This is a genomic window from Cetobacterium somerae, assembly GCF_022430525.1.
Classification (GTDB): domain Bacteria; phylum Fusobacteriota; class Fusobacteriia; order Fusobacteriales; family Fusobacteriaceae; genus Cetobacterium_A.
In genome coordinates this window covers 141982-162319 of sequence record NZ_CP092521.1, presented here as the reverse complement: position 1 = coordinate 162319, position 20338 = coordinate 141982, and the positions used below count along the sequence as shown (strand labels likewise).

Genomic DNA, 20338 nt, shown 5'->3' with positions numbered 1-20338 from the left:
GGGAGTGCTATATGAATAGTGAATCAAATTTAAATTTAAAAAATAGTGGTAGAGCAGGTGCAAAAGGAAAGGAACTTAAAATAAAGAAATTTAAAATTCCTCATACCTATGTAATTATTGCTGGAATGATTATTTTATCATTTATAGGAACCTATATAATTCCTGCTGGTGTTTACGAAAGAGTTAAAGATGTAAACTCTGGTAGAATGATTATAGCTCCAGAAACTTTTACATATGTTGCTAATACACCTGTTAAGTTTTTCTCTTTTACTGAACACAATCTATTTACTGTATTAATTAGAGGTCTTCAAGCAACTTCTGGAATTGTTTTTTTCACATTTTTGGTTTGCGGATTTTTTAATATGATTCAAAGAACAGGTGCCATTGACTCTGGAATAGCAAAAGTAGCTTACCTATTTAGAAATAAAGGGATGCTTTTAATTCCAGTTGTTATGTTTGTATTTTCAATTGGAGGAGTAGCAATTGGTATGAACACAGAAGCTATAGCTTTTGTGCCACTGGGAGTTCTTTTAGCAAGAGCTCTTGGATTTGATGCTATGGTTGGAATGGCTATGGTAGCTTTGGGAGCTGGAGTTGGTTTCGTTGGTGGATTTATAAATCCATTTACAGTTGGAGTTGCTCACTCAATAGCTGGACTTCCAATTTACTCTGGAATGGGATTTAGAGTAGCAGTTTATATAGTTTTATACGTTGCTACAGTTTTATATATTATGAGATACGCTCGAAAAGTAAAGGAAAATCCTTTTAGCAGTGTGGTGTTTGATTTAGAGGTTAAACAAAAATCTATGTCTAATATATCAACAGATAATCAAGAGATTCCAGATTTAACTTTTAGACAAAAAGGTGTTCTTTTAGTTATGTTAATTGGATTTATAACTTTAACATATGGAGTTTTAAAACATGGGTGGGGAACAGAGCAATTAATTAGTATATTTATGTTCATGGGAATTACCTCAAGCTTTGTTGCTGGAATCTCTCCCACTGATTCTGCAAATAACTTTTTAGATGGAGCTAGAGGAGTTGTATTTGGAGCTCTTGCTGTGGGGTTAGCTCGTGGAATCCTAGTTGTATTAGAGGATGGACAAATTATAGATACAATTCTATTTTATCTTTCTAGTAAAATTTCATCTTTACCTGGAGTTATCTCAGCTTTGCTTATGTATTGTGTTCAGATTATAACAAATCTATTTATTCCATCAGGAAGCGGACAAGCTGCAACAACTATGCCCATCATGGCTCCTTTAGGGGATATGATAGGAGTTTCTAGACAAACTGTTGTTTTAGCTTTTCAATATGGAGACGGATTTACAAACTATATCAATCCAACTGCTGGAGGACTTATGAGTTATCTTGCAATTTCACAAATCTCATATGAAAAATGGGTGAAGTGGATGGCTCCTCTCATGGGAATCTGGCTAAGTATCGGAGCTGCTGCAATCGTTATTGCATATTTTATAGGGTATTAATTTAGAATAAACTATCACTATTTTATCTAATTTAAATAAAAAGTGGCATTTGAGATTAATAGCCACTTTTTATTTTTTAATTTTAATCAACTTTGTGTAACCTTTTACATTTGAAAAAAATTGCTATAAATTTTAAATTAAGATATTAAAATAATGGATTATCCCTAATTTCTATAATTGTCCCCTCTGGGGCAACTAATTTAAAAAGCATTCCCCCTTCTACATTATATAAAATTTCATTATTTTTTAGTTTAAATTTATTGTAAATTAATTTTATTCTTTCTAACTCTTTAAAAATATCTTCTACAAAAAAACAAACATGTACCAAGCCTTTATCATTTGGAATAGATTCTTTTCGTTCTTTATTTTTAGGTGTTTGCAATTCGATATAAAATCCATCTAATTCTAACCAAGAGTTATAGTCTCTCCCATGAAAATTAGGTGTTTCTTTTTTTAATGAAAAATTTAAAACTTTAGTGTAAAAAAATATCGATTCATTATACTTAGATGTTTCAATACAAACATGATGTACTTTCATTTAATACCTCCTTAATTTTTAGAGCCTTTTTATTATATCAAAAGTTTAAATTTTTTTAAATTTTTTTATGAAAATATGGAGTTGCATTGGATATAATTAAAATTATAATAATTTGAATTATTATAATTTTAATTATATAATATAGATGAGGTGATATTATGAATTTTATAAATAGACAAAGAGAGATGAAAACTTTAAATAAAGAGTTTGAAAAAAACTCAAGTTTTACCGTTATCTACGGAAGAAGAAGAGTTGGAAAAACAACTCTTATAAAAGAATTTATAAAAGATAAAAAAGCTTTTTATTTCTTTGCAGATAAACAGAATGAAACTATTCAAATAAATAGATTTAAAAATCAATTGGGAGAGCACTTCAATGATGATTTTGTAAAAAAAATTGAGATAAAAGACTGGGACACGCTATTTGATTATTTTATAAGTAAACTTGGAGATGAAAAATTTGTTTTAGTAATTGATGAGTTTCAATATCTTTGTATGGTAAATAAAAGTTTCTCATCTATATTCCAAAGAATTTTTGATGAAAAGTTAAAGAATAAAAATATTATGATAATTCTTTGCGGGTCCCTAATATCTATGATGTACTCTGAGGTTTTAGCTTATGATAGTCCGCTATTTGGACGAAGAACAGCTCAGATAAAATTAAAACCAATAGATTTTAAATATTATCCAGAATTTTTTAATGAGAAATCGCATCATTCATTAATTGAGATGTACTCAATTACTGGTGGAATTCCAAAATATATCTTAAGTTTTGATAGAGAGAGAACACCTCTTTGGAACATAGAACATAATATTTTTGATAAAGATAATTATTTATATTCTGAACCTAAATTTTTACTTCAAGAGGAGATAAATGACTTATCTAGATATTTCTCTATTTTACAATCTATAGCTGTTGGAAATACGAAGATGTCCTCTATCTCATCACAGCTTGAGATTCCATCTAGTGGTTTAACTCCATATATATCTAAACTTATAGAGTTAGATATTCTTGAAAAAGAGATACCTGTAACTGAGGATATAAAAAATAGTAAAAAGGCACTTTATAAGATAAAGGATAACTATTTGAACTTTTGGTTTAACTATGTTTATCCGTATCAAAGTTATTTAGAGATTGAAAACTTAACCTACCCTTTAGAAAAGATTAAAACTACTTTCGACCTTTGGGTTTCAAAAGTTTATGAGAATCTTTCAAGGGAGACTTTAATGTGGGATAGTAAAGTTCCATTTCCTATAAAAAATCTTGGGAGATGGTGGGATAAAAATGAGGAGATAGATGTAGTTGCTCTAGGAGAGAACGAGATTTTATTTGGTGAGTGTAAGTGGTCAAATAAACATGTGGGACTGAGTGTTCTTTATAAACTTAAAGAGAAAGCTAAATCTGTCAAATGGAAAAACGGCTCTCGTAAAGAGTACTATATGCTATTTTCAAAGTCTGGATTTAGTAAGGAGCTTATAGAGGCTAGTCAAAAGGATTCTTCAATTATTTTAAGTGATTTTTAAAATAAAATAGATTTAATCTGGCGTCAAAGGAAAACTTTGACGCCTTTTCTATCTCTTTTAAAAATTTAGATTAACCTAAGCTATAACTGTGTCCTTGGCTAATAATTCCAATTTTTTTATATTGACTTTGTAACCTTTTTTAAGTTTTATAAGCACCCCTTGGTCTAAAAACTCTTTAAAAATATATAGAAGCTGTCTATAACTTACTCCTAGATATTCCGCTGTTTCAGTGTGTTTTTCTAAATATATCTCATTGCTTTGAGACATTAAAATATATCCAGCTAGTCTATTTTTTAGTCCATAATTTTGATTTTTAGAGTGGAAGTAAGTTCGTTCTAACATCTTATTTCCAATAAATTTAGATAAATTAAATAGAAACTGAGTATCTTTAACTAACTCCTTTTTAGCTAGAGACATATCAATTGAAACAAAAATCGATTCTATAATTGAAATAACTTCCTTAGGGTCTTTTTCAATCTCTAAAAAACTCAGTTCTCCTAAATACTCCCCTTTTTTAACAAAATGAATTATGGATTGCTTCCCATCCTCATGGACAAAGAGTATCTTGGCTCTCCCTTGAATCATAAATCTCAATTTTTCAAGAGGGGCATTATAAAAAATAATCTTTTCCCCAGGATTAAAAATTTCAACTTCCATATTAGAGGTAAGGGAACCAAAAATATTCCCATATTTATCAATATTTAATTTTAAACTTTTATTTATATTTTCCATTGAAATTTTCTTCATAATTTCCTCCATAATGTGCAATATTTCATATTATTATAAAGCTATTTCAATTAAAATAATAGTGTAATTATTCTAGAATCTATATAAATTATACTTTATACAAATTATGCATAAATTAAAAGGAGAGTATTCTATGAAATTAATTTTAAACATTACAAAATCTTATATTTTTTATATAATTTCAGCTCTTGGAGTGAGTTTAGGAATTGTTGCGAATATAGGTGTAAGCAGCTATAACTCCATGAACTTAGCTGTTGCAACTATGAGCGACATAAAAGTTGGAACTATAACAACATTTTTCAACATAATATTTTTACTAATCTATATGATATTAACTAAATTTAATGAGAAATATAAATATTTGGCACAGGGAGTTTCTGTTTTTATGTTTGGAAGTTTTATTAATTTTTTTACATATAATATTTTTAGTGGCCTATCCTCTCTTGGATATATTCAACGGCTTTTCATTTTTAGTGGTGGAACCGTAATAAGTGGGTTGTCTATAGGTATTATTATATATTATAATATAATAACTTTTCCTCTTGAAAATGTGTGTATAAAAATATCTCAAATGACTAAAATTTCATTTATGAAATTAAGATATTTAGTAGATGTTTTTTCTCTTATCATTTCAGTGGGAATATCAATGGTTGGAGATCTTCCAATCTATGTTAGAGAAGGGACAATAATAAGTATGTTTCTTTTATCTTTAAGTATAAATCTTGCAAAGGATTATGCTGAAAAAAATAACGGGGTGAAATCATGAAATACAATACATTAATTTTTGATGCAGACGATACTTTATTTGATTTTAAAGCATCTGAAATGGAAGCTTTAGAAAAAACTTTAATTGGTTATGGGATTGACTACGATAAGGAATACCACTTGCCAATATACAAAGAGATAAACAGTAAAATATGGAAAGAGTTAGAGGAGGGAAAAATAACTCAAAGTGAGTTAAAAATAGAGAGATTTAGAAGATATTGTAATCATCTTAACTATACTTTTGATCCATATGATTTTGCGGATAGATATATGGACAATCTTTCTAAATCTTCAATTCTTTTTCATGATAGTTTAGATTTAATAAAGGAGTTATATGGAAAATATAAACTGTTCATTATAACCAATGGATTGACAAAGGTTCAAAATGGAAGAATTAGAAACTCTTTAATAGCTCCATATTTCAATGATATTATAGTTTCTGAGGAGGTTGGAGTTTCAAAACCAAATCCTGAAATATTTAAAATAGCTTTAGAAAACAACCAGATAGAAAATATATCAGATATTTTAATGATTGGAGATAGTTTAAGTTCAGATATAAAAGGTGGAATAAATTTTGGAATTGATACATGTTTATATAATCCAAAAAAGATCTCAATAGATAGTGAGATTAAACCAACCTATGAAATTTCAAATTTAAAAGGGCTTTTAGATCTATTATTAAAATAAAAAATTATTGAGGAGATTTAAATGGAAAATAATCAAAAAGGGATGTTGTATTCTTTAAGTGCATTTATATTATGGGGACTTTTTCCTTTGTATTGGACAAATCTAAAAAATATTCCAGCTTTAGAGATTGTTTCACACAGAATAATTTGGTCTTTTTTCTTTCTAATTATTTTTGTGATTTTAAAAAAACAAAAAAATGAGTTAGTTGAGATTTTTAAAAATAAAAAAACAATATATTATATTATTTTAGCTGCTACATTTAACTGTGCAAACTGGATGGCATATATCTTTTTAGTTAATAGTAACCGTGTTTTAGAAGCTAGCTTAGGATACTTTATAAATCCACTGCTTTTAATTCTTGCTGGAAGATTTATCTTTAAAGAAACTTTAAGTAAATATCAAAAAACTGCAATCATTTTAGCTACATTAGGAGTATGCTATATGTCTATCATATATCAAAAGCTACCTTTATACTCTCTTTTAGTAGCTGGAACTTTTACAGGGTACAGTATAGCAAAAAAGAAAATCAAAATTGATCCAATTTTAGCATTAACAATTGAAACATTGGTGTATTTTCCAGTTGCAATTTTATACTTACTAATGATTAAAGGTGGAAAAGGAATAGAAGCAGCAAATTTTGATAAAATTTTATTGATGGGAGCAGGAGTTGTAACAGTAATCCCACTTTTTCTTTTCTCTTTAGGGACAAAGCTATCAAAGTTATCATCTATTGGATTTTTTCAATATCTTACCCCTACATTGGTTTTACTACTTGGAGTGTTTGTATTTGGAGAGAATTTTTCAAGCGTACATGTTATAACCTTCTCTTTAATTTGGAGTGGTCTTATTATATATACTGCATCTCTTTTTAGAATAAATAGATAAAAAATCTTGTATATAGAAAAGGAAGCCTTTTTAAAGCTTCCTTTTTTGTATAAGGAATTTTTAATTTTTTCCCCAAACTTTTTCTAAAAATTGATCTCTACCAGAACGATATCTATAGTACTTATATCTTATAGGATTTTTTTTATAATAATCTTGGTGATACTCTTCTGCAACATAGAATTTATCAAATGGAAGAAGTTTGACATTTATTTTAGTAAAATGTCCCTCTTTTTGTATTTGATTTAAAGCCTTTTCTGCAAGATTCTTCTCATTGGTATTTTGATAAAAAATAGCTGGTGAATATTGATATCCTCTATCTACAAATTGCCCATCTCCATCAGTAGGATTAATTCCCTTTAAAAAACTATGTAACAGTTGAGAATAACTAATTTTATCACTATCATATTTTACCTCTATCGATTCAATATGTCCTGTATCTCCACTAGATACTTGATCATATGTAGGATTTTCCACATGTCCACCAGAGTATCCGGAAATTACATTTATAACTCCAGGAACTTTTTCCATATCAGACTCTGTGCACCAAAAACATCCTCCTGCTAAATAAGCTACTTTTATCTCCGCCATAGTAATAGTACTTAAGACTACCATTAATATTGCTATTTTTTTTATCCGATTCATAAAATTCACCTCAAAAATTTTTATTTTTTTATTTAAAATTTTTTAAAAATTCTCTATTAATCTTTTTCTTGTATAATAACTACTAAAAATACCAATAAAAACCTTTAATAAGTTAAATTATTATCATATAGATATTATAAATAAAATTCATTAATAGCAAAAAAGAGAAGCTAAAGCTTCTCCATTTCATTTATTTTACATAATTATTTAACTGTTATAACTCTTTCTTCTAATTGAGGTGAAACAGTTCCTCTTTTTGAAATATAATCTATCATTGCAGAATAAACCATATATCCACCTTTACCTACTCTATTTGTTCCCTCTAAGAATGACGAAAATCCATCTCCACCATTAGCTAAGAAATCATTTGTGGCCACTCTATATTTTTTATTTTTATCTATTTTTTCACCATTAATTGTTAATTTAGTTATTCTTTTTCCAACTTCTTTTTCTGGATCGTAAGTCATTCTAACCTCTGATGACACCTGTAAAACTCCATTAGTCAGTCCTGCTGCGTGTTCAAACATCTCTTCTACTTGTGCACCAGTTAAATCAAGAATTGTTAATTCATTTGGAAATGGAGCGGCACTTATAATACTTCCAAAAGTTATCTCTCCAGACTCAATATCGTTTCTGATACCACCACTATTTGTTACAGCAAATTGTGACCCAAACTCTTTTCCAGCTTCCATAAGTGAATCTGCAAAAAGATTTCCAAGAAGAGATTCTGTTCCATATGAACGTGTTAAAGTTTTATCTGTTTGCCCAATCACTTTACTTGTAATTCCTTCTATTTTATTTTTCCATTTATCAATAGATTCTTGAGTTTTTGTATCTGGTGTGATTTCATCATCATAAATTGTAACAAGTTTTCCATTATATTTTGTTATTTTCCCTGTCTTTTCATCATAAGTAAAATCTAATCTTCCAACTTGAGATCCTTGACCATTAGTTGAAACTATTAACGTATCATTTACTTTAATTGGCTCAGGAGTTCCTTGATGTGCATGACCAGTTACAAGAATATCTATTCCAGGAATCGTTTTAGCCATATCAATATCTCTTTTAAGAGCTCTTTCTACATCGTCTCCACCAAAAGAAGATTGTCTTGCGGGAATTCCTTGATGAACAAGTAGTACAACAATATCTGTTTTATCCTTTAACTCAGCAATATATTTTTTTAGATGCTCATCTTCATCTTGCGCTGTGATTCCTTTACGCATTATAGCTGCAACAGTATCATTGAAAGCAAAAACTCCATGAAGTCCAATTACACCTATCTTTAATCCATTTCTTTCAATTATCATATAAGGTTTATCCCAAAATGGTTTTCCTGTTTTATCTTCATAAACATTTCCTAAAACTATAGGGAAGGTAGCTTGCTTTAACTTTTCTCTTCCATTTTCCCAACCGTGATCAAATTCGTGATTTCCTACAGTAGCTGCATCAAATCCCATTGTGTTCATTATATCGATTATTGCTTCTCCTTCAGTTAAAGAACTGATATAAGGACCTGTAAAATAATCTCCTGCATCTAAAAAAAGAACTTCTCTTTTTCCTTTTTCTTGCTCTTTTACATTTTTTACATAAGTTGTTATATTAGCAAAACCTCCCACTTTTCTATTAGCATCTAATCCTCTAAATAAAAAAGGTTCCACATGTGCATGGAGATCATTTGTATGAAGAATTGTTACCTCCGCTCCCATCAGATTTGTAGAAATAATTGCTAATCCCAAAGTAAGTAAACCTAAAAACTTTTTCATAATATTCTCCCCAAATTTTTTATAGTCTTTGGTAGAATAACATATTTTCAAAAAATTTTCAAACTTTATTTGAATAAAAATTCAATTTAAAGTTTAAAAATAACACTCTTTGTTTATGTTTAGATATGATAATTATTTATTCTAAATAGTAATGAGAAAACAGAATAATTTTTTCAAAAACTTAATTAAGTTAATTAATTGTTTAAAATCTTTGTTAAATTTTTTTATTTTACTTTTCATGTTATCATTGCTCTTGTATAAACTTAAAAATTTTTTTAGAGGAGATGTATCATGAAAAAAGAGACTGTTTATGAAAAATCATTAGAACTTCACGAAAAGAATAAAGGAAAGATTGAAGTTATTAGTAAAGTGGCTGTAACTTCAAAAGAAGAACTAAGTTTAGCTTATTCACCAGGTGTTGCAGAACCTTGTAGAAGAATAGCAGAGAATAAAACTGATGTATATAAATATACTTCAAAAGGAAATATGGTAGCTGTTATAAGTGATGGGTCAGCTGTGTTAGGGTTAGGAAATATAGGACCAGAAGCTGCATTACCAGTTATGGAAGGAAAAGCTATTTTATTTAAAGAATTCGCAGGAGTTAATGCATTTCCAATATGCTTAGACACTCAAGATACTGAAGAAATTATAAGAACTTGTAAAATTTTAGCACCAAGTTTTGGTGGAATAAATTTAGAGGATATTTCAGCACCTAGATGTATTGAGATTGAAACTAGATTAAAAGAAGAACTGGATATTCCTGTATTTCACGATGATCAACATGGAACTGCAATTGTTGTAACAGCTGGAATTTTAAACTCATATAAACTTTTAAAGAAAGATATAACTAAAGCAAAAGTTGTTGTATGTGGAGCTGGAGCAGCTGGATCATCAATAATTAAAATGATTAAAAAATTAGATGTAACTGATATTTTATCTATTGATATTGATGGAATCATTGCTAGAGATGATGAAAATAGAGAGTATAATTTCTTAACTACAGAGTTATCTGAAATTACAAATAAAGAAAATCTAAAAGGTGGATTAAAAGAAGCTATAAAAGGAGCCGATATATTTATTGGAGTATCAGCACCAGGACTTTTAAAACCTGAAATGGTAAAAGAGATGAATAAGGATTCTATAATTTTTGCAATGGCAAATCCAACACCTGAGATTATGCCAGAAGAAGCTTTAGCTGCAGGAGCCAAAATCGTTGGAACAGGAAGATCTGATTACCCAAATCAAATCAATAATGTCTTAGCATTCCCAGGTTTATTTAAAGGAGCTTTAGAGAGTGGAGCTAAAAAAATAACTGAAGAAATGAAATTTGCAACTTCTCAAGCTATAGCTAATCTAATAACTGATGAAGAGTTATCAACTGAATATGTCATTCCAAGTCCATTTGACCCAAGAGTTGCAGATACAGTAGCTAAAGCTATTTCAGATTTAGTAAAAAAATAAAATTTAAAAATAAAATACAAGTGAGGTTTTAATGTGTTAGATACAATATTAGATTCTATTGTGCCAGTATTTTTTGTAATCGCTTTAGGGTGGTTTTCAGGAAAAAAGAAAATTGTGTCAATAGAGCATAAAAAGGCTTTTGCAGATTATGTAATGATGTTCAGTTTTCCATTACACTTATTTATTGGAAGTGCTAAAGCCAACCCTAAAACTCTTTTAGATGTTAGAATAATATCATCTTTTGCTCTAGCTTTAATGGGGTTATATGTGATTTCATTTATTATACAAAAACATATATTCAAATATGATTCAAGAAAAGCAGCTCAAGGTTCAATTGTTTGTGCTTTTCCAAATATGGCATTTATGGGTATTCCAGTTTTAACATCTTTAATAGGACCAGAAGCACTAATCTCTGTTGCAATTGGTAATGTTATAACAAGTATATTTATGATTCCTATAACAACAATTATTTTAGAATCAAAAGATGCTACAGCAAGTCCAATGAAAATAATAAAATCAAGCTTAATCAATTGTATTAAAAAACCATTGATAATAGCTCCTATATTAGGCTTACTTTGCTCTGTTTTCCATGTTGAAATCCCAAAAGTTGTTTTCCACTCTTTTGAACTTATAGGAAAAAGTACATCAGGAGTTTCATTATTTTCTCTTGGATTAATCATGGCAAGCTATAGAGTTGTTTTGTCAGGACAAGTTTATTTTAATATCTTTATGAAAAATATTTTACAGCCAATTATTATGAGTGGATTAATTGTTTTATTCCATTTAAAAGGAATAATGGCAAAAGAGATTTTATTACTTTGTGCTATGCCAACAGCAACAATCTCAACAATGTTTGGATTAAAATATGGGGTTTCAGAGGTTGAAAGTTCTAGCTCTACAATATTAGGAACAATTTTTTCAATAGTAACACTTAGTTTCTTAATCTCATTTATACTTTAAGTCTAGAAATTAATTTTTATACGCAAAAACCACTAGGATTAACTAGTGGTTTTTATTAATTATGATATTTATAAAAATTTTCAGGTCTTCCAACTTCACCATAAGATGTGTTAACAGTTAATTTATTTGTAGAAACCAAATACTTTAAATATTTATTTAATGTTACAGTGCTAATATTAAGCTGTTCAGAAAGTTTATTAGCATTCCACCATTTTTTTCTATTTTCACTTAAAAATAACTCAATTTTTTCTAAGGTTTTTTCATTTATTCCCTTTGGAAATTCTGTTTGGTTGGAATCAGAAGAAAAATATTCATCACACTCTTCTTGATCCATAGTAGTTTTTATGAGTAGCTCATTTTTCTTTAAAAACTTACCAATAGCTGCATCCAATCTAGCTTGATTATATGGTTTAATTAAAAAATCTATAGCTCCAAAAGCAACAGCTTCTTTAATTTTATTAGATTCATTTAAAGCAGTGATAAAAATAATATCTGTTAATATTCCTTTAGATCTAATCTTTTTTAAAATCTCAATGCCATTACTTTCTCCTAAATAAACATCACATAAAATTAAATCTACACAATTTTTTTCAAGAATTTCAAAAACTTCCTCTTCATTCTTTGCTATATTAATAACTTCTAAGTTACTATATTTCTCTAAAAAAATACTGTTTATAGATGCAACCATAGGATCATCTTCAACAATTAGTACTTTATACATCTTTATTCTCCTTATTCAATATGATTGTAAAATATTTTCCATTGTCAACCTCTTCTAAAATAAACTGTCCATTATAAAGTTCAATTTTAGATTTTACAAGAGCTAATCCAATGCCTCGATTTGTTCCTTTAGAAGATACATATCTTTCAAACATCTTATTTTTTATATTAGGATCTACTTTTAAACCGTTATCAAAAACTGTAATTTGAATAGAATCGTCATCCTCTAATAAAAGAAGTTCAATTTTTTTATTGTTAATTTTAACTTTCTCTAAAGCTTCAATCGCATTTTCCAACAAATTAGATACAATAGTTATAATATCAAGTGACGTAATAAAACCGTGTTCTTTAAATAAGATAGAATCTTGATCAATTGTAAAATTAATACCATTTTCTTTTATAACACTAAATTTTCCAATTAAAATACCTAATATATAATAGTCTGAAATATTGGCAATTTCAGTTAAAATCTTCATATTACTATTCTCTAAATTTTTCATATACTCTTGAACCAAATCGTATTTTTTTAATTGAATTAACCCAGATATTACTTGAAGTTGATTTTTAAACTCATGATTATTCTCCCTAAATCCGGTAATTACATTATTTATACTTGTAAGTTCCTTTGCTAAATTTAGAATTTCGAGATGTTTATAGAAAGTTATAATAACTCCTAGATGATTTTCATCCTCTAAAAGATGAATTATACTAACAAAAACTTTTTCATGACCTATTTTTACTTCTTTAAAATATACATTTTTTTTTTCATAAAAGATATCATAAAATCTTTTTATAAAAAGTTCAATATCAAAGTCATGAAGAATTTCAAAAACTTTTTTATTTATATTCAATATATTTAAAGATGAGTTCAGAACTACTACTCCTTCGTGAATATTATCAATAATAGCAGCTTGTTGCTGAACAAGACTTTTCGTCTTTATATAAAGTTTTGTAATTTCTTCTGGCTCTAAATTAAGCATCTCTTTTTTTATTTTTTTAGCAAATACTCTAGAACTAATAAAAATAAAGGTTAAACTCCCTAAAGCAAGAAATAAAATTTTTAATAAAATAAGAAAAATAGTATGTCTAAAAATATTAAAGAGTTTTCCAACCATAACAAAACCAATAATTTCTTTATCTTTAATTATTGGTTCAAATCTCCTGTATGTTAAACCTTGAGATCCTTTAGTTATTATAAAGTATCCTTTTTTATTTTTAAAAACCTCTTCACTATCTTTAGTGCCAAATATTTCTCCTATTTTACTTGGATCAAGATGACTAAAACGACGTTTGTTTTTATCAGCTATAACAATAATATCAACATCTTGATTATTATCAACAAATACTTCAGCATATTTTTGTAAATTAAAGTTACTATTTATTATTGAATCCTTTACAAATTTTGTATTGGAGATTTCAAGAGCTACTTCACTTAAACTTCTTTTTACTTTACTAGTTTCGTTATTAATCTCTGTATAAGTTATTATTCCTATAAGTAGTATTAGCAAAGGAGAGGTTATCAAAATAGATAATTTAATAACTCTTTGCTCAAAACGGCTTTTCATTTATACCTCCGCAAAATAATTGTACTATTTTTTACCCTATATTTTAACTCATATATATAAATCTTTCTAGTAAATTTTATTTCTAAAAAAGGAAGTAATAGATAAGCATTGAAAAAATTACAAAATGATTTTATTTAAGAGGATATTTAATGAAAATTTTACGGAGGATTAAGATGGAAATATTAGATTTAATTAAAAAAGCTCGTTCTCATCGAAGCTTCAAAAACATTAGTGTTCCAATGAATGATTTAATAAAAATTGTTGAAGGAGCTCATTTTTCATCAGCTGGTGCTAACAAACAATTTCTAAGATATGTTTTAGTAAATGATAAAGATATATGTTCTCGGCTTTTTAAAGATGTTGTTTGGGCTAGCCAAATAGAATGGAAACCTACCGAAGATGAAGCTCCAGGGGGATATATAGTTATATTTACAGATAATCCTCCTAAATTACCACTAAATTTTATATATGCGGATTGTGGTATAGCTCTTCAAAATATGAAATTAATAGCAACATCACTCGGATATGGAGTTAATTTCATGGAACCTGTAAAAAAAGATGATATTTTAGAAGCACTAAATATTTCAAAGGAGTATATTCCACTTTTTGTAATGCCAATAGGAGTACCTACAGATGAGGTTATTTTAACAGTAGTTGAAAATGAAAATATGAAGTATTGGAGAGAAAATTTAGAAAATCACAGTTATAAACATTTTGTGCCTAAATTATCTCTTAATCAACTTATAATTAAGAAAATTTAAAAAATAAAAAGGAAGAAACCTAAAAAAATTTCTTCCTTACATTTGTTAAAAATCAAATAAATCATTTAAAAATTCACTCATAGTTGGATGAGTAAACATAAAATCTCTTAAATAAGAATATTTTTTATTTTCTTTTATAGCCATAGTAACTATGTTGATAACTTCACTTGATTCTACAGAATATAAAGAACATCCTAAAATTTTACCTGTATCTTTATCAATAACAGCTTTTAAAATTCCTCTTTCTTCTTCTAAAATTTTAGCTCTAGGAATTGAAGTTGCTTTAATCACTTTTGTTTTAACTTTATATCCTGCATTTAATGCCTCTTCTTCAGACATTCCTACTCTTGATAAAGTAGGAGATAAAAATACAGAATAAGGAACTAAATTCCTAGAATTTATTGTTGGAGTTTTATCTCCTAAAATACTATTTTTAACTATTCTAAAATTATCTAAAGAGATATATGTAAACTGAAAACCTCCCTTAACATCACCTAAAGCATATATATGCGAAACATTTGTTTGTAAACTTTCATTAACTAAAATTCCTCTATCTGAGTAATTAACTCCAGCATTTTCAAGCTTTAAATCATCAATATTAGGTTTTCTTCCTACAGCTATTAAGATTCCATCAAATATTAAAGTCTCATTTTTATTATTTTTATTAAATAGAACTTCCACCTTATTTTGGGAAAAATTATCTACTTTTACGATATTACTTTTTGTTAATATCTCTATTCCTCTATTTTGAAAATCTTTTTTAATTTCTTCTCTAATTTCAGATTCTTCTCTTAAAAGAATATTATCTCCACCTTCAAAAACAGTTACTTGTGAACCAAAGTTATTAAAAATTGATGCAAATTCTAACCCTATATATCCACCACCAATAATGGCTAATTTAGAAGGTAATTTATCTAGTTCCATAATAGATGTGCTTGTATAAATATTTCTAGTTTTTTCTAATCCTTCGATTTTAGGAATAATCGTTTTTGCTCCTGTATTTATAAATATTTGCTCTCCTTTTAATATAGTTTCATCCTCTCCATTTGTAACGCTTATCAAATGCTCGGTTTCAAAAGAACCTATGCCTGTATAAATATCTATATTTTCAAAAGAATCTAATTTATTATAATTAGCCTCCCTTAAATTAGATATTAGCGTATTTTTTCTTTCAATAGCTTTTTTAAAATTTTTTTCAATTTTTTGAGATTCTTCAACAAGAATTTTTGTAGGAATACATCCTACATTTATACAAGTTCCACCATACATATTTTTATCTTTTTCAATTAAAGCAACTTTTTTCCCTATTTTTCCTAAAAATCCTGCAAGAGTTTTTCCACCTTTTCCAAACCCGATTATAATAGCATCATAAGATTTAGCATTTAAAATATTACATTTTTTCATAATAGTACTCCTTTTCATATTCTTATTTTATATGCTCAGAATACAATATTATTTATTTTCTGTAAATTAGTTACAAAAAAGTAACTACTATAAATTTCTCAAAATTTAAAAAATAAAAGACGCTAAAATTTAAAATTCTAGCGTCTAACAATAAAAATTTTATTTATATTTTATCTTAAGTCTTAAAATAATTCCCGCTAAAGATAATGTAATCAAATTTGCCATAATAAGAGGTATATCATTTTTAATAAAACCATATACTAACCAACCAAAAACTCCAAGAGTAAACATAGAATACATTATTAAAGAAATTCCACTTGTATCCTTTGTCTTTATAGTTTTTATAGCTTGTGGTAAAAATGATAATGTTGTTAAAAGTGCAGCACAATATCCAATTGTATCTATAATATTTTCCATATAATTAATCTCCTTGAATTGCTGTTAACTTTATTAAACAACTCTTAAAATCTCCAACTAAACTATCAAAATCTCCTTCTATTTGTATGTTCCCTAAATCATTAAAAGATGGTTCTTTAAATATAAGTCCACTATTTCCTAATTCGTCACCATAATATGTCTTTCCTTGAATTTGTAAACTTTCAATAGAGTATAATTTATTTTCATCTAATCCCTTAACTTTTAAAGATTCATATCCTGAATTAGGTACCGATAGAATTTTATATTTTGCAACAATTGCCTCTGTTTTATTTCGATTTACAACCATCCAAGCAGCATCATTTAGCTTATCTTCAAAAGGAGATATTAATCTATAGAAATCACCATATTGAATTAGTTCTCTATTTGCTTTAAAGAACTCTATTTGTTTTTTTACAATCTCTTTTTCATAATCAGAAATTTTATTTAAATCTAATTCGTATCCAAAAGCACCAAAGAAAGCTACATTACCCCGAGTTTTTATAGAAGTCATTCTATTTGTTTGATGATTTGGAATTGCTGAAACATGAGCCCCCATAGATGATATCGGATAACATAATGATGATCCATATTGAATTTTAATTCTTTCCACTGCATCTGTGTCATCGCTTGTCCATGCTTGTGGCATATAATAAAGCATTCCAGAATCAAATCTATTTCCTCCACTTGCGCAAGATTCAAATAATATTTCAGGAAATTCTGAAGTTAACTTTTCCAACAACTCATATAATCCTAAAATATATCTATGAAAAACCTCTCCTTGATTTTGAGAATCTAAAACTTCTGACCAAACTTCAGTCATTGGTCTATTCATATCCCATTTTATATAAGATATTTTAGAATTTTTTAAAATTTTAGAAATTTTTTCATAAAGATAATTACGAACGTCCTCTCTTCCTAAATCTAAGGTATGTTGATTTCTACTTGGAGTATTAACTCTTTTAGGAGCTTGTAGTATCCAATTTGGATGATTTCTATAAAGTTCACTATCTTTATTAACCATTTCCGGTTCAAACCAAAGTCCAAATTTAATTCCCATTGCTTCGACTTTTTTAGATAATCCTTCCACTCCACTTGGAATTTTTTCTAAATTACTCCACCAATCACCAAGACCAGCTTTATCATGGTTTCTTGCTCCAAACCACCCATCATCTAAAACAAATAACTCAACACCTAATTCCTTTGCTTTACTAGCTATATCTAAAATTTTCTCTTCATTAAAATCAAAATATGTAGCTTCCCAGTTGTTTAAAAGAATTGGCCTAACTTGATCTCTCCAAACACCTCTTGCTAATCTTTCTCTATAAAGTCTGTGATAATTTAAACTTAGACCATTCATTCCAGAATTAGAATATGCCATTACTACTTCTGGACTTTGAAACTCATCATTCTTCAATAAAGTCCATTGAAAATTAAAAGGATTTATACCAATGGATACTCTTAATTTGTTATAATGATTTTTCTCTACAACCTCAATGTGATTTCCACTGTAAACTAAATTAAATCCATAAACTTCTCCACTGAATTCAGTTGTCTCTTTTCTTTTTAAAGCTATAAATGGATTACTATTTACACTGCTTGTTCCTCTTTTACTATCTATAACAAACTTATTTTGATTTATCTCTGTTATTTCAATATGTCTTTCTCTTGCCCAAGCTCCAGACAAATGAACTATTTGAAAATTTGGTTCTTTAAAATCAATAGAAGCACTTAAAAATCTTTCTAAAACAAGTTTTTCATCAGAGTTATTTTTTATATGAGCATTTCTAGAAATTACATCATAATTCTTAAATATAGTATAACTTAAAGTTAATACTGCTCCAATAGTTTCATCTTTCAAATAAATCTTTAAAGTTTTAGCTTCATCTTTACTTTCAACATAAGTGTTTGGAAGATTTCTTAGATTCACTTTTCCCTCTATAACTTCATATGAATCATATACAAAATTTGTAACTCTACTTCCATTTTCTTGTAAAACTACTATAGCGGGCTCTCTATAATCACCATTTCCATAGCTTGGATACTCTTGTGGCAAGATATCCTTACAAAATCCTCTTCTATGCTCCAAACAATTTGGAGTTACAGGCACTTCTGCTGCAGTCACTTGGATTATATGTTCATAAGAATTCCTAGGTATAAGTTTCTTTCCAAAATATATATGCCCCAAGGTTCCATCTTCTAAAACTTTAAGTATATAACTAATATTATTATTATATAGATGAAACTCTAAATTATTTTTATTTACTAATATGTTCATTTAATCCTACTCCTCCTAAGCTTCTGCTCTTTTTTCTATTTTAGATTTTTGTCTATATTTTCTAATAGATATAACTAATAATGCTGTAATAGTCCATAATAAACCTAAACCTTTTTGTAATCCTTGAAAGTTTAAACTTGCTAATCCAAGTTTTGAAAAAATTATATAAAATGATAACATTACAGCTATTATTATTACTCCAGCTTCATATTGATATTCCCACGGTGTAATTTCTACTACATTTTTATTTACTAAAACATATGGAGTCTCTCTTGGTTTTATTTTTCCAATAACTAACATAATCCCACAACTTATAATAAATAATATTGTTAATTGATGTAAGAAATGTAATTCAGGTTTTATTATAAGTTGTAATACCGCGTACGATGATACGAAAAACACTAATGATACTTTTGCTGCTATTGCAGGAACATATTTTGTCATATAACCGATAAATATAATTGTAAAGATTGGTACATTAAAGAATCCGTTAACAATTTGTAAATATTGAAATAATCCTTGAGGTGCATTCATAATCATGGGAGCTATTAGCATGGAAATTAGTGCAATAATACTACCAAATATTTTTCCTTTTGACACTATTTCAGCATCTGTTTTATTTCTTCCAAAAACTGGTTTATAAACATTTAAACAAAATAATGTGGATGCACTATTTAAAACACTATTATAAGTACTTAAAACTGCTCCAAACATAACTGCTGCAAAGAATCCTACAAAATATTTAGGCATTAAATCTTTTATCAAATGAGAGTAAACTAAATCAGGTGCTGTATAACTTTCTCCATACATATGGAAAGCAATAATACCTGGAACGATTACTATAAGTGGTGTAAAGATTTTTAATAATCCTGCTAACATAACTCCCTTTTGTCCCTCTTTTAAGTTTTTAGCACCCAATGCTCTTTGAATAATTCCTTGATCAGTTCCCCAATAGTAAAGATTAACTAAAAGCATACCTGTAAAAAGAGTTGTAAATGGAACTGGATCAGAACTAGATCCAATAGCATCAAATTTTTCTGGATGAGCTACAACTAAATCTCCTATTCCTTTTAAAACAGAACCACCTCCAATATATTTAAACCCAAAATATGGAACAGATAATCCCCCAATTATAAGTCCAATTCCATTTAGAGTATCTGAAAAGGCAACTGCTTTCAATCCTCCAAAAATAGCGTAAATTGCACCAATAACTCCTATTGCCCAAACTGTTATCCAGATTCCAGTACCATAAGAAACCCCCAAAATTCCTGAGATATCAAAAAGTTGACTCATTACCAAAGCTCCTGCATAAAGTGTAGGTGGTAATCCATTTAAAACATAACTAATTAAAAATAAATATGTTACAAACTTTTTAACTCCTGGATCAAAACGGTCTTCTAAAAATTCGGGAATTGTAGTTAGTCCTCCTTTTAAATATCTTGGAACTAAGAACATAGCAACTAAAACTAAAGTAATTCCAGACCCTACTTCCCATCCCATAACTGACATATTATGTGTATAAGACTGTGCACTCATACCTGCAAAATTTGCTGGACTCAAATTAGTCAACATTAAAGATCCTGCTATAAATCCCGCTGTTAAACTTCTTCCTCCTAAAAAATAACCATCATTAGTATCTAGAGTTTCTCCTTTAGTTTTATAGTAAGTTATAACTGCAACTAAAGCAGTAAAAAAAATAAAAGATAAAAACATTAACATAAAACAACACTCCCCTTTA

Annotated in this window: 17 protein-coding genes and 1 pseudogene; 8 read left to right on the top strand and 10 right to left on the bottom strand. The window is 28.0% G+C overall.

Annotated elements, in window-relative coordinates:
- Positions 1-11 precede the first annotated feature (11 nt).
- Positions 12-1487, top strand: a complete 1476-nt coding sequence (locus MKD34_RS13145; protein WP_240221769.1) for a YfcC family protein — start codon at positions 12-14, stop codon at positions 1485-1487.
- A gap of 145 nt (positions 1488-1632) precedes the next feature.
- Here the strand turns inward: MKD34_RS13145 and MKD34_RS13140 are convergent, their stop codons facing one another.
- Complete coding sequence (locus MKD34_RS13140; protein WP_240221760.1) at positions 1633-2025, bottom strand: VOC family protein; 393 nt, start codon at positions 2023-2025, stop codon at positions 1633-1635.
- Between the two features lie 158 nt (positions 2026-2183).
- Between MKD34_RS13140 and MKD34_RS13135 the strand changes: the two genes are divergently transcribed.
- A complete protein-coding gene (locus MKD34_RS13135) occupies positions 2184-3548 on the top strand; it encodes an ATP-binding protein (protein WP_240221758.1) in 1365 nt (454 codons plus the stop codon).
- 75 nt (positions 3549-3623) lie between these two features.
- Here the strand turns inward: MKD34_RS13135 and MKD34_RS13130 are convergent, their stop codons facing one another.
- On the bottom strand, positions 3624-4295 hold the full coding sequence (locus MKD34_RS13130) for a cyclic nucleotide-binding domain-containing protein (protein WP_240221756.1): 672 nt from the start codon (positions 4293-4295) through the stop codon (positions 3624-3626).
- A 133-nt stretch (positions 4296-4428) separates the two neighbouring features.
- On the opposite strand from MKD34_RS13130, the gene MKD34_RS13125 reads away from it, so the two are divergent.
- The 3 genes from MKD34_RS13125 to rarD are packed head-to-tail and all read left to right on the top strand — an operon-like array spanning position 4429 to position 6632.
- The gene (locus tag MKD34_RS13125; protein ID WP_240221754.1) at positions 4429-5061 is read left to right on the top strand and encodes a hypothetical protein; all 633 of its coding nucleotides are present in this window, start codon (positions 4429-4431) and stop codon (positions 5059-5061) included.
- On the top strand, positions 5058-5747 hold the full coding sequence (locus MKD34_RS13120; protein ID WP_240221752.1) for a YjjG family noncanonical pyrimidine nucleotidase: 690 nt from the start codon (positions 5058-5060) through the stop codon (positions 5745-5747). The genes MKD34_RS13125 and MKD34_RS13120 overlap by 4 nt, the downstream gene beginning before the upstream one ends.
- Positions 5748-5768: 21 nt before the next feature.
- Entirely contained in the window at positions 5769-6632 is an 864-nt protein-coding gene (gene rarD / locus MKD34_RS13115) for an EamA family transporter RarD (protein ID WP_240221750.1), read from the top strand.
- 66 nt (positions 6633-6698) lie between these two features.
- Here the strand turns inward: rarD and msrA are convergent.
- Positions 6699-7205 (bottom strand): annotated as a pseudogene (gene msrA, locus MKD34_RS13110) (peptide-methionine (S)-S-oxide reductase MsrA); the annotation flags it as partial.
- 272 nt (positions 7206-7477) lie between these two features.
- A complete protein-coding gene (locus MKD34_RS13105; protein WP_240221746.1) occupies positions 7478-9037 on the bottom strand; it encodes a bifunctional metallophosphatase/5'-nucleotidase in 1560 nt (519 codons plus the stop codon).
- 291 nt (positions 9038-9328) lie between these two features.
- Between MKD34_RS13105 and MKD34_RS13100 the strand changes: the two genes are divergently transcribed.
- Together MKD34_RS13100 and MKD34_RS13095 are read left to right on the top strand one after the other, a co-directional pair.
- Positions 9329-10498 carry an NAD(P)-dependent malic enzyme gene (locus MKD34_RS13100; RefSeq protein ID WP_240221744.1) on the top strand — a complete coding sequence of 390 codons (1170 nt, stop codon included), beginning with the start codon at positions 9329-9331 and terminating at the stop codon, positions 10496-10498.
- A gap of 33 nt (positions 10499-10531) precedes the next feature.
- Positions 10532-11458 (top strand): AEC family transporter, encoded by a 927-nt coding sequence (locus MKD34_RS13095; RefSeq protein WP_023051346.1) that lies wholly within the window; start codon positions 10532-10534, stop codon positions 11456-11458.
- Between the two features lie 55 nt (positions 11459-11513).
- Here the strand turns inward: MKD34_RS13095 and MKD34_RS13090 are convergent, their stop codons facing one another.
- Positions 11514-12179 (bottom strand): response regulator, encoded by a 666-nt coding sequence (locus MKD34_RS13090; protein WP_240221742.1) that lies wholly within the window; start codon positions 12177-12179, stop codon positions 11514-11516.
- Positions 12172-13743, bottom strand: coding sequence for a sensor histidine kinase (locus tag MKD34_RS13085; RefSeq protein WP_240221739.1), 1572 nt, complete (start codon positions 13741-13743; stop codon positions 12172-12174). Before MKD34_RS13085 ends, MKD34_RS13090 begins: the two co-directional genes overlap by 8 nt.
- Before the next feature lie 173 nt (positions 13744-13916).
- On the opposite strand from MKD34_RS13085, the gene MKD34_RS13080 reads away from it, so the two are divergent.
- Positions 13917-14504, top strand: coding sequence for a nitroreductase family protein (locus MKD34_RS13080; RefSeq protein WP_240221737.1), 588 nt, complete (start codon positions 13917-13919; stop codon positions 14502-14504).
- A gap of 45 nt (positions 14505-14549) precedes the next feature.
- Here the strand turns inward: MKD34_RS13080 and MKD34_RS13075 are convergent, their stop codons facing one another.
- The 4 genes from MKD34_RS13075 to MKD34_RS13060 all read right to left on the bottom strand — a co-directional run bounded on the left by MKD34_RS13075 (position 14550) and on the right by MKD34_RS13060 (position 20319).
- Positions 14550-15908, bottom strand: a complete 1359-nt coding sequence (locus MKD34_RS13075) for an FAD-dependent oxidoreductase (protein WP_240221735.1) — start codon at positions 15906-15908, stop codon at positions 14550-14552.
- Between the two features lie 159 nt (positions 15909-16067).
- Complete coding sequence (locus MKD34_RS13070; RefSeq protein WP_240221726.1) at positions 16068-16325, bottom strand: SemiSWEET transporter; 258 nt, start codon at positions 16323-16325, stop codon at positions 16068-16070.
- Between the two features lie 4 nt (positions 16326-16329).
- Positions 16330-18600, bottom strand: coding sequence for an alpha-galactosidase (locus MKD34_RS13065; protein ID WP_240221724.1), 2271 nt, complete (start codon positions 18598-18600; stop codon positions 16330-16332).
- Between the two features lie 15 nt (positions 18601-18615).
- On the bottom strand, positions 18616-20319 hold the full coding sequence (locus tag MKD34_RS13060) for a solute:sodium symporter family transporter (RefSeq protein ID WP_240221721.1): 1704 nt from the start codon (positions 20317-20319) through the stop codon (positions 18616-18618).
- Positions 20320-20338: the final 19 nt, after the last annotated feature.

Bases quoted from the DNA above. Each gene is read 5' to 3' on its own strand.
- MKD34_RS13120 (WP_240221752.1), top strand. From the start codon at position 5,058: ATGAAATACAATACATTAATTTTTGATGCAGACGATACTTTATTTGAT.
- MKD34_RS13140 (WP_240221760.1), bottom strand. From the start codon at position 2,025: ATGAAAGTACATCATGTTTGTATTGAAACATCTAAGTATAATGAATCG.
- MKD34_RS13090 (WP_240221742.1), bottom strand. From the start codon at position 12,179: ATGTATAAAGTACTAATTGTTGAAGATGATCCTATGGTTGCATCTATA.
- MKD34_RS13125 (WP_240221754.1), top strand. From the start codon at position 4,429: ATGAAATTAATTTTAAACATTACAAAATCTTATATTTTTTATATAATT.
- MKD34_RS13135 (WP_240221758.1), top strand. From the start codon at position 2,184: ATGAATTTTATAAATAGACAAAGAGAGATGAAAACTTTAAATAAAGAG.
- rarD (WP_240221750.1), top strand. From the start codon at position 5,769: ATGGAAAATAATCAAAAAGGGATGTTGTATTCTTTAAGTGCATTTATA.
- MKD34_RS13145 (WP_240221769.1), top strand. From the start codon at position 12: ATGAATAGTGAATCAAATTTAAATTTAAAAAATAGTGGTAGAGCAGGT.
- MKD34_RS13065 (WP_240221724.1), bottom strand. From the start codon at position 18,600: ATGAACATATTAGTAAATAAAAATAATTTAGAGTTTCATCTATATAAT.
- MKD34_RS13105 (WP_240221746.1), bottom strand. From the start codon at position 9,037: ATGAAAAAGTTTTTAGGTTTACTTACTTTGGGATTAGCAATTATTTCT.
- MKD34_RS13060 (WP_240221721.1), bottom strand. From the start codon at position 20,319: ATGTTAATGTTTTTATCTTTTATTTTTTTTACTGCTTTAGTTGCAGTT.
- MKD34_RS13100 (WP_240221744.1), top strand. From the start codon at position 9,329: ATGAAAAAAGAGACTGTTTATGAAAAATCATTAGAACTTCACGAAAAG.
- MKD34_RS13075 (WP_240221735.1), bottom strand. From the start codon at position 15,908: ATGAAAAAATGTAATATTTTAAATGCTAAATCTTATGATGCTATTATA.
- MKD34_RS13130 (WP_240221756.1), bottom strand. From the start codon at position 4,295: ATGAAGAAAATTTCAATGGAAAATATAAATAAAAGTTTAAAATTAAAT.
- MKD34_RS13080 (WP_240221737.1), top strand. From the start codon at position 13,917: ATGGAAATATTAGATTTAATTAAAAAAGCTCGTTCTCATCGAAGCTTC.
- MKD34_RS13070 (WP_240221726.1), bottom strand. From the start codon at position 16,325: ATGGAAAATATTATAGATACAATTGGATATTGTGCTGCACTTTTAACA.
- MKD34_RS13085 (WP_240221739.1), bottom strand. From the start codon at position 13,743: ATGAAAAGCCGTTTTGAGCAAAGAGTTATTAAATTATCTATTTTGATA.